A 10,054-nucleotide genomic window follows, 5' to 3' on the forward strand; every position below is an offset into this window, starting at 1 on the left:
AACCCGCTCGACTTGCATGTATTAGGCACGCCGCCAGCGTTCGTCCTGAGCCAGGATCAAACTCTCAAACCTATCCTGTGACTCTTTCGAATCACTTCGTACGTTCGCTCTCAGGGCGTGTTCAGTTTTCAAGGAACCAGTCGCTTTCCCTGCCGCCAAGCGGCGCCATCCATCTTACCACACCGCAACCCCGAAGGGAAGCGGGAGTGTTTGGAGGACCTTCACTTGGCAGCCCTCACTGGAAGGCTCGCTCTGGAATGCTCCTCACTGGATGGTTCCGCAGCAGGCATCCGAACCGCTCGCCACCGAGCGCCTGACCTGCGCTGTGGCCGATGCGGCGAAGCCGTCGCAGCAGCGACGTCGAGTAATATACCACGCCTGGGCCGCGAGATCAACAGGGTAAAATCAGGAATCCCAAGTCGTTGCGTAAACGCAGGACACAACCGTCCAGCGGATGACCGAACTTCCGGGCGCCGGCTGCATCATCACCTGGATGCACCGTCCTCCCTGCCCTCGAACTGGTCGCATCCGCGTGCCGTCTCCGCAAGCGGCATCAGAGGCGTGGTGACGCTGCCCGGATCCACTGTCCCTTCGGCCATCCGGTGGCACACAAACGGCATGTCCTTCGCCACCGGCACCTTTCCATTCCACCCGCCCGCACCCGGAGCCAATGACCATGTCCCCTCATCGCCCCCCACCGGCGGTTTCATTGTGCCCAAAAAGCAAAAAAGACCGTCGGATGACGGTCCGCATAAAATCCCAAAAGCACGTCCAGATTTTCACTCGTCCATGGCCCAAACCGTAATCCTCATCATCCTCATTGGTCCATGGGCCAAGCCGCTGTCCTCAGACCGCGTTATCCTCAGACATTCCAATCCTCACACGGCCTCAATCCCCACACCGCGCTAAGCCTCTCTCGGCCGCCCTCACACAGCCCCGTTCTCAAACGGCCTCGGACATCCCAGTCCTCACACGTCCAGGTCGGCCTGGCTCTGCGCTACCGCTTTGCCCTGCTGCAAAGCCAGCTGCCAGCGCAGATACGCGTCGATGAACCCGTCCAGGTTCCCGTCCACCACAGCCTGGACGTTGCCGACCTCGTATCCGGTGCGGTGGTCTTTGACCAGCGAGTACGGGTGAAACACGTATGACCGGATCTGGCTGCCCCAGGCAATCTCCTTCTGCTCGCCGCGCAGGCTCGCCAACTGGGCCTCCTGCTCCTGACGCTTCTTCTCGTACAACCGCGCCTTCAACAGGTTCATCGCCACCTGGCGGTTCTGGATCTGGGATCGCTCACTCTGGCACGTCACCACGATGCCAGTGGGCAGGTGCGTGATGCGCACGGCCGAGTCGGTCGTGTTAACGTGCTGACCGCCCGCACCCGACGAGCGGAACACGTCGATCCGCAGGTCCTCCGGCCGGATATCCACCTCGACGTCGTCGTTGATCTCCGGGATCACGTCCACCGAGGCGAACGACGTATGCCGGCGGCCCGACGCGTCGAACGGCGAGATGCGCACCAACCGGTGCACACCCTTCTCCGCCTTGAGATATCCGTACGCGTTGTGCCCTTTGATCAGCAGCGTCACGCTCTTGATACCCGCCTCGTCCCCCGGCAGGTAGTCGACCGTCTCCACCTTGAAGCCCTTGTCCTCCGCCCAGCGTGTGTACATCCGAAGCAGGATGGCCGCCCAGTCCTGGGACTCGGTGCCCCCCGCCCCCGGGTGCAACTCGACAATGGCGTTGTTGGCGTCATACGGCCCGTTGAGCATGAGCTCCAATTCGAACTTCTCGATGGCCTCCTGCTGCTGCGCGGCCAATTGGTTTGCCTCCGCGAAGAGGTCCTGATCGTCCTCCTCGGCCGCCAGCTCCAGCGCCACTTCCAGGTCCTCCTGGCGCTGCTGCAGCTCATTCATCCGATCCACCACGCCGCGCAGGTTGTTGACCTCGGCAATCACCTTCTGCGCCGCCGACTGGTCATCCCAAAACCCGGGCGCGGCCATCTTCTCCTCGAGCGCAGCGATGCGGGACGATTTGCCCGCTACGTCAAAGAGACCTCCCGATTTCCGCCAATCGCTTGGCCATACTCTGCACTTCCGCGCGAAGCTCTCCGAACGTCTCCGCCACGACCATCACCTCATTCCATCCATCGCCGGCCATCCGCCGGCATCGAGACTACATGATATCCCAGCCGGTGCGGGCGCGCAACGGCTGCCAAACGGAAAGCCCCTCCCGGATACGCCCGGACGGGGCAGGGATTTATGCCACATGCTTATGTCAGATGAGCCTGGCAGGATCCCACGGGCTGGCAGGATCCCGCGGGATCGAGCCGTCTGAACGACGCTGTGGACGCCGCGACCCCCGGTCAGCCCCCCTGCACCGGCACCGAGTCGTGGATCTGCACCGGAGGTGGTGCCATGGTCACCGTCGCCTTGAACACGTACAGGATGACCTCTTCCTCGATGCTGTGGATCATCGCCTCGAACATCTCGAAGCCTTCCTTCTGGTAGATGACCAGCGGATCCGCCTGGCCGTAGGAGCGCAAGTGCACCCCTTGGCGGAATTGGTCCATCGCGTCGATGTGATCCATCCACTTGGCGTCCACCGTGCGGAGCACGACCACCCGCTCCAGGTCGCGCAGGAAAGGCCCCAGCTCCTCCTCGCGCCGGTCGTAATTGGCGGCGAGCAGTTCATACAGTCGATCCCGCAGTTCATCGCGATCGAGCCGGCGCAACTCCTCCTCCGTCACTTGGCCCGGGTTCAGGAAGTGCCGCTCGGCGTACGAGATCATCGCCGGGATGTCCCAATCCTCCGGCACCTGTTCCTCCGAGCAGTACACGTCGAGCATGTGATCGATGAGGTCCTTGCCCATGCCCTCGACGATTTCGCGCAGATTCTCCTGCTCGAGGATCTGCCGGCGCTGGCGGTAGATCACCTCGCGCTGCTTGTTCATCACGTCGTCGTAGCGCAGCACGTGCTTTCGGATGTCGTAGTTGTTCGCCTCGACCTTCTTCTGTGCCCGCTCGATGGCGCCGGTGAGCATCTTCGCGTCAATCGGCTGGTCCTCCTCGAGACCCAAACGGTCCATCATGCGCGAGATGTTCTCCGACCCGAACAGACGCAACAGGTCGTCCTCGAGCGACAGGAAGAATTGCGACGATCCCGGGTCGCCCTGACGCCCGGCGCGCCCGCGCAGCTGATTGTCGATCCGCCGGCTCTCGTGCCGCTCGGTACCGATGATGTGCAGTCCGCCCAGTTCCGCCACACCCTCGCCGAGCAGGATGTCCGTCCCGCGGCCGGCCATGTTGGTGGCGATGGTCACCGCGTGGGGCTGGCCAGCGCGCGCCACAATCTCCGCTTCGCGCTCGTGGTGCTTGGCGTTGAGCACCTGGTGCATGACGCCGCGGCGGCGCAGGAGATTGGAGAGGATCTCCGACTTCTCGATGGACGTCGTCCCCACCAGCACCGGTTGCCCCGTCTGGTGACGGCGCACGATCTCCTCGACCACCGCATTGAATTTCGCCCGCTCCGTCTTATAAATGATGTCCGGCAGGTCCTTTCGGATCATCGGCTTGTTGGTCGGGATGACGACCACGTCCATGCCGTAAATCTCGACGAACTCCTTCTCCTCCGTCTTCGCGGTGCCGGTCATGCCGGACAGTTTCTCGTACATGCGGAAGTAATTCTGCAGCGTGATGGTGGCGAGCGTCTTCGTTTCGTTCTGGACCCGGACGCCCTCCTTGGCCTCGATGGCCTGATGAAGGCCCTCGCTGTAACGCCGGCCTTCCATCATGCGGCCGGTGAACTCGTCGACGATCACGATCTCGTCGCCGCGCACCACGTAGTCCTTGTCGCGCTTCATCAGATGATGCGCCTTCAGGGCTTGGGTGATGTGGTGCATCAGTTGGACGTGTTCGGGATCGAACAAGTTGTCCACCCCGAAGAACCGCTCCGCCTTCTGCACGCCGCTGTCTTCCGTCAGGTTGACGGTGCGCATCTTCTCGTCGACCTCGTAGTCGCCCTCGGTCAGGGAGCGGACGAACAGGTCGGCGCGGAAGTACAGATCGGCCGACTTCTCCGCGGGCCCGGAGATGATGAGCGGCGTGCGCGCCTCGTCAATCAGGATGCTGTCCACCTCGTCGACGATGGCGTAATGGAGTTTGCGCTGCACCATCTGGTCGAGCGACATCACCATGTTGTCGCGCAGATAGTCGAACCCGAACTCGTTGTTGGTCCCGTACGTGATGTCGGCGTTGTACGCCGCCTTCTTCTGGTTGAAGTCCATCCCCGGGATGTTCAGCCCGACCGTCAGGCCGAGAAACTGGTGGATGCGCCCCATGTTCTCGGCATCGCGGCGGGCCAGGTAGTCGTTGACGGTGACGACATGGACGCCCTTGCCGGCGAGCGCGTTCAGGTACGAAGGCAGGGTGGCGACGAGCGTCTTGCCCTCGCCGGTCTTCATCTCGGCGATCCGCCCTTCGTGCAAGACGATGCCGCCCATCAACTGCACGTCGAAGTGCCGTTGCCCGAGCACCCGGCGGGACGCCTCGCGCACCACCGCGAACGCCTCGAACAGCAGGTTGTCCAGCTTCTCCCCGTTGGCCAAACGTTCGCGAAACTCCGCCGTCTTGGCGCGCAACTGCTCATCCGAGAGCTTTTCCATCTCCGGCTCCAGCGCATTGATGCGCGCCACCATCTTGCGCAGCCGGTGCACCTCGCGTTCATTTCGATCCACAAGCCGTTTCAGGAGTGCCACCTGAAGGTCACGCCCTTTCAATCCATGGGCCGGTGGCCCACAGTTCTCCTGTATCGTCCAACCCGGGCAGACCTCACCCGGCGAAGTCTTCTAAAAGAAGATTGTACAATGCGGGGGTGGATATCACAACACCGCGCAATCGGAGGGGAAACAGCCATCCGCTGGGGTCATCGGCGCACGGACCGCGCCTGCGATCACGCACGAAAGAGCGCCACCCTCCCAGGTGGCGCCGGTGCATTCGACAATCTGTCTGGGCCGCCGAGCCCGCCGCGCTACGAGGATCGCAACGCCATCTGGCCGGTGATCACCCCGATGATGGCACCGATGAACAGCATGGCCCACCACACCGATCCGACGCTGTGCAGGATGATGAGCAACAGGACTGCCATCACCACATTCACGACCACTTCCCGGATGAGCGGGCTCGGCCCCAACCATGGCTTCGCCCCGACCACTGCCCAATGCAGCGCCTTCCACGCGATGAAAAAGAGGAGGATCTGGCCGATCCACGCCAACACGACCATTTGAGCCAGCCCCTTTCGCGGATCCTGGTGCACATGGGCATTCGCCCATCGGTGTTACATCGTATGCCACTGGGACGCCGGGCGTGCGTAACACCAGGCCGCCCGGGTCGTGTCCTGGGCGGCCTGCGGATGGATGGACCCCTGTGCACATCTGGGGTCACTGCGGCTCAATCAAACCATAGTTCCCGTTCTTGCGGCGATAGACCACGTTGACCTCATCGGTAGCCGCATTGGTGAAGACGTAGAAGTCGTGGCCGAGGAGATTCATCTGCATGATGGCTTCCTCGACATCCATGGGCTTCATGGGGAAGCGCTTGACGCGCACCACGCGCTCGCCGAGGTCCGCGTCCTCCTCGTCCTCCCGCTCCAGCGCCCGTCCGTTGGCAGCAATCCGGGTGCGCACCCCCTGCTCCCGGAACCGCTTGTTCAACTTTGACTTATATTTGTTAAACTGCTGTTCCAGCTTGTCGACCACCAGGTCGATGGAGGCATACATGTCGTTGGACGCCTCTTCCGCGCGGAACAACACGCCGTGAACCTGCAGCATGACCTCGACCCGGTGCAGGCCGCGCTCGACCGACATCGTCACTGAAACCTCGCGTTCAGGCGGAGCATCGAAGAACTTCTCGAGCCGGCTGACCTTCTTTTCGACGTACTCGCGCATCGCCGGGGTTACGTCCAAACGGTCACCGCGAACTTGAATATTCATGAAATACTCCTCCTTGTTCCGGTCTCATCGGATCGTCGCTGTCTGCTCCGGGAGGTTGCATGAACAGTTGTCCAAATTGGTATGTGCCCGCCTTCAGCGCGAATAGTAGCCTTGCCCCCGCTCCATTTCTTGCGCCTTCTTGCGCAGGTCCCGCGCGGCCGCGCTCAAGGAAGCGGACAGCTCCTTCGTGCATCGCGGACAATACCGCCCGGCCCGAGTGGGTTGTCCACACCGCTCGCACGGATAGTGGAGGTTCGGATTGTCTCGCAACATCAGGCGGCCATCCTGGATCATCGCAATGATGAGATCCACCCCGACGCCGGTCTCCTCGCTCACCTCCGCCATGGTGGCGTCGCGGTGTTCGCGCAGATACTGGCGTACCGTCTCGAAGGCCTTGTCCTCCTCCGCCACGCAAGCCGGACAGATGTCGCGGCGCACCCTGTTGAACAGCCGGCCGCATCGCTTGCAATTGGCGATGGGCACCCCCATCCCCTCCTTCCGTTTGTGCCCAAATTATATCGCTCCTCAAACCTGGGCACCATAGGCAGAACAGACTAGGCCACATCGGCCACCACAATCCCCGCCACGCTGCGCGCGCCCGCCGCGGTGAGCACCTTGGCGCAAGCACTCAACGTGGCGCCCGTGGTGACCACGTCGTCGACCAACAGCAACCGGCGGCCCCGCAGCGACGGTGCCTGGCGGGCGAGGCGGAAGGCGCCTTCGAGGCTCATGATGCGATCCCGCCGCGCCTTCGCTGTCTGTGAACGCGTGATGGCCCCCGCCGCACCCGCACGGGCCAGCGCATGCAGCACCGGGATCCCGAGGTGCCGGCTGAGGCAGCCGGCGAGGAGAGCGGTGTGATCGTACCCCCGTTGGCGCAGCCGGTCTGGCGCTGGCGGGACAGGCACCAGGGCATCCGGCATTCCGGACGTGCACAATGGGGCCGCGCCCCGCGGGTGCGGACGCGTGCCCGGCATCGGCGCCTGCATCTGCATCGGCTCCGGTGAGGGCGCCGGGGCCGGGGCCACGGCCTGCCCTTGCCGGAACGCAGTGCCGTGCACCTCCCGCCAAGCCATCGACGCCCAGTCGGCGAACCACTCGGTCAACTCGATGGCCCCGTCGTATTTCCACTGCCGGATGAGGTTGCGCACAAAGCCGTCGTGCCGCACCGCCGCCACCACGGGGATGCCCTCGCCCGCAAACGTCAGGCGCCGGACGCGGCCAGACACGCGGATCTGGGCGATGTCCTGGAAACAGAACGGGCACAGATGAACGTCCCCCGTCTGCGCCACCTCCGGCGGCACGGGCCGCCGGCAGAGGACGCAGGGCAGGTGATCACCAGGGAAGATCCAATTCAGGGCCGTGTTCCACCCCCGGCGTAGACGAAACGGCCACGTGGCGGAAGGCATGGATCACCCCTCCAGCGCGGGGTAGTATAGGATAGCCAAGACCCCCGGGCCTGTGTGCGTTCCAATGACGGGGCCCAGCTCGCTGATCTCGACTTCGATGTTCGGGTATTTGGCGGTCAGTTGGCTGCGCAGACCCTCCGCATCCGCCAACCGCCGGCTGTGAACCACGCCGACCCGCAGCCGGGCTCCACCGGACGCGGCCGCGTCGAACTCCGCCAACATCCGCTCCACGGCGCGCCGGTGCGTGCGCACCTTATCAAACAAATCCAACCGCCCGTCCAGCACGGTGAGGATGGGCTTGATCTGCAAGAGCGCGCCCAACACCGCCGCCGCACCCCCGATGCGCCCGCCGCGGTGCAGATACTCCAGCGTGTCGATAACGAACATGGACTTCACCTGGGAGCGGATGCGTTCCCAATACGCGACGATCTCGTCGGAGGACACCCCTTTTTCCGCCATCCGCACACCGTCGAGCAGCGGACCGGCGATGCCATAGCTCGCGTACTCCGAGTCAACGACCCGCACCCGGCCTTCGACCATCCCCGCGGCCGTCTCCGCCGCGCGCACCGTCCCGCTCAATTTGGCGGACAACAGGTAACACAGGACGGTGTCGTGATCTTGCAGAAGCCGCTCAAACACTTTGACGAACTCGCCCACCGGCGGCTGGGACGTGGAGGGCAGCGTCTTGGCCTCCGCCAGCTTCGCGTAAAACTCCTCCGCCGTGATGTCCACACCCTCGCGGTACGCCACGTCCCCGAAGATCACGCTGAGAGGCACCACGGTGATGCCGTGGGCCGTGACCTGTTCAGGCGTCAAGTAGGCTGTGCTGTCCGTGACAAATGCAATTCGTTCCATTCGATCCCTCATCCTCGACGAATAAGTTCCGAGAATCCCAGGACAATCTCCCACAAATCCACCATTCTGTGATAATCTCAACGTAAAGAGCCTGAGATTTGCGTCCCCGCCGCGTCTCAGGCGGCCGTACGGATACCTGTATACGAGGTGACAGAAGGCATGCCGAGCATCGGCGAAAAAATCCGCGAAATCAGACTGCAACGCGGGATGACCCAAAGTGATCTCGGGGAAGGATTGGTTTCCTCCAGCATGATCAGCCAGATTGAAGCGGACCGTACGCGGCCCTCCTATCCCCTGTTGACAGCCCTCGCCAACCGGTTGGGGATGCCGGTGGAGTACTTCCTCGACGATCTCGGTGACAAATTCACCCTTCAGGCCTACCTGCGCCTCGGTGAATACTTCGTACGCCGGCAACAGCCCGCCCGGGCGGTGGAAACCCTGCAAGCCGCACCCACGCCGGAGACGCCCGGGCTGATGCGCCAGGATTACCTGCTCAGCTTCGCACAGGCATGGCGCAGCGTCGGCAATACACAGCAGGCCACCGCCTGCCTTGAGGAGCTGCGGGAACACGCGCTGCGCGCCCAGGATCAACGGTTGCTGTTCCATGTGCGCAAGGAAGCCGGACGACTAGAGTATGACATGGGCAACCTCGACGGCGCAATGCATGAATGGAGAAAAGCGCTCGAGTTGGGAGAGCAACTGGCGCAGGAGGATCCCCCGGTCCCCGTGACGCTGCGCGCAGACTTGGGCGAGTTGTGCCTGTCGCTCTACACCCTGCACGCACAGCGCGGCGAATGGTCTGCAGCCATCTCGGTGCTGCAGCGAGGCGCCGAGCTGTGCCGCGAGTTCCCCCGCCTCCACGATGTCGCCGACGCCTTGGTGAACGAAGCGAGGTCCGTGATCGATCACGACGCCGTCCGCGCCAAAGACGCCGTCGACCGGGCGCTGGCGCTGCTCGATGGACTCCGCCTGGCGGAGTTGTACGTGGCGCTGCAGACCCGCCTCAGCCAGCACGGCCACGGCCCTGAACCGGATGCGTGGAACCACGCCGCGCGCGCGACCGTGGCGGCCGCCCCGGGCCCGTTCCTCGACGCAGAACTGTTCCGCGTGGAACGGCTGCTGCAGGCGGGCGAGATCGACGAGGCCCTTCGGCGGCTCCAGCGGTGTGCGGGCATCCTCGAAGACTACGCGAAGGAACCGGACGTGTACCCGCGTTGGGTGGAGACGTACCGCATCCGCATCGAGGCGGCGAGAGCCATGGCGGAGTATCGGAAAGGCGAGGTCGAGAGGGCGGTGGATCGCATGCTGGGCGTGGCCGAGGCGCTGCAACGCCAGAACTCGGCGCGTGAGGCCGCGGCGGCACTGGCGCAGGTGATGATGTGGTATACGGAACAAGGGCGGGAGGATCTGGTGGAGGGTGTCTCCCAGCGGATCGAAACCCTGTTGGACGCGACCACGCGACCCGCGTGATCTCGAGGGACGGGCAAGATAAGAAAAGGTTCCATGTTGTTTTAGCTACGCCAAAATGTCTAAAAGTTGATGGCGTTTGATGTCAAAGCTTTGATGGGTACTTGACCAAGTCCGAATCACCCAAGACCTGTGAACGTTCATGTTGTCTACCGAAACCCGAACAGGTGTCGCATCTGCAGCCGAGGTGAGCCTGTCAAGGCAATCCTTGCGCCTTGACAGGCGGAAAGGACGACCCATACGGTAGTGTCCCGTCAAGTGGTGTAATTTCACCGTTTGTGTCTAATTTGTGACGTCGCTGGCTTTGCCCCGTTGGGGGGATTATATCGACCGTCGT

The 10,054-nt window shown here is 63.2% G+C and carries 9 protein-coding genes and 1 rRNA gene; 1 reads left to right on the forward strand and 9 read right to left on the reverse strand.

The window, feature by feature from the left end; translation table 11 throughout:
* The 9 genes from BM357_RS17670 to BM357_RS17710 form a co-directional block, all read right to left on the reverse strand.
* A 16S ribosomal RNA gene (locus tag BM357_RS17670) occupies positions 1-72 on the reverse strand; the annotation flags it as partial.
* Between the two features lie 413 nt (positions 73-485).
* Positions 486-638 (reverse strand): hypothetical protein, encoded by a 153-nt coding sequence (locus BM357_RS19995; protein WP_175511582.1) that lies wholly within the window; start codon positions 636-638, stop codon positions 486-488.
* 330 nt (positions 639-968) lie between these two features.
* A protein-coding gene (prfB, locus tag BM357_RS17680; RefSeq protein ID WP_425426568.1) for a peptide chain release factor 2 occupies positions 969-2,130 on the reverse strand; the annotation gives its coding sequence in 2 pieces (ribosomal slippage) (positions 969-2,057 and positions 2,059-2,130; 1,161 coding nt in all).
* A gap of 232 nt (positions 2,131-2,362) precedes the next feature.
* Positions 2,363-4,753: a preprotein translocase subunit SecA gene (gene secA / locus BM357_RS17685; RefSeq protein WP_074956606.1), complete on the reverse strand. Its 2,391-nt coding sequence runs from the start codon at positions 4,751-4,753 to the stop codon at positions 2,363-2,365.
* A 272-nt stretch (positions 4,754-5,025) separates the two neighbouring features.
* On the reverse strand, positions 5,026-5,277 hold the full coding sequence (locus BM357_RS17690; RefSeq protein WP_074956595.1) for a hypothetical protein: 252 nt from the start codon (positions 5,275-5,277) through the stop codon (positions 5,026-5,028).
* 157 nt (positions 5,278-5,434) lie between these two features.
* Positions 5,435-5,986, reverse strand: a complete 552-nt coding sequence (gene hpf, locus BM357_RS17695) for a ribosome hibernation-promoting factor, HPF/YfiA family (RefSeq protein ID WP_074956597.1) — start codon at positions 5,984-5,986, stop codon at positions 5,435-5,437.
* Between the two features lie 93 nt (positions 5,987-6,079).
* The gene (locus BM357_RS17700; protein ID WP_083430659.1) at positions 6,080-6,475 is read right to left on the reverse strand and encodes a TIGR03826 family flagellar region protein; all 396 of its coding nucleotides are present in this window, start codon (positions 6,473-6,475) and stop codon (positions 6,080-6,082) included.
* Positions 6,476-6,540: 65 nt separating this feature from the next.
* On the reverse strand, positions 6,541-7,395 hold the full coding sequence (locus BM357_RS17705) for a ComF family protein (RefSeq protein WP_074956600.1): 855 nt from the start codon (positions 7,393-7,395) through the stop codon (positions 6,541-6,543).
* 3 nt (positions 7,396-7,398) lie between these two features.
* Positions 7,399-8,250 carry a DegV family protein gene (locus tag BM357_RS17710; RefSeq protein WP_074956601.1) on the reverse strand — a complete coding sequence of 284 codons (852 nt, stop codon included), beginning with the start codon at positions 8,248-8,250 and terminating at the stop codon, positions 7,399-7,401.
* A 159-nt stretch (positions 8,251-8,409) separates the two neighbouring features.
* Between BM357_RS17710 and BM357_RS17715 the strand changes: the two genes are divergently transcribed.
* Positions 8,410-9,720 carry a helix-turn-helix domain-containing protein gene (locus tag BM357_RS17715; RefSeq protein ID WP_074956604.1) on the forward strand — a complete coding sequence of 437 codons (1,311 nt, stop codon included), beginning with the start codon at positions 8,410-8,412 and terminating at the stop codon, positions 9,718-9,720.
* Positions 9,721-10,054 lie beyond the last annotated feature (334 nt).

It is taken from the genome of Paenalicyclobacillus macrosporangiidus, from assembly GCF_900116805.1.
GTDB classification, from domain to species: Bacteria; Bacillota; Bacilli; order Alicyclobacillales; family Alicyclobacillaceae; genus Alicyclobacillus_H; species Alicyclobacillus_H macrosporangiidus.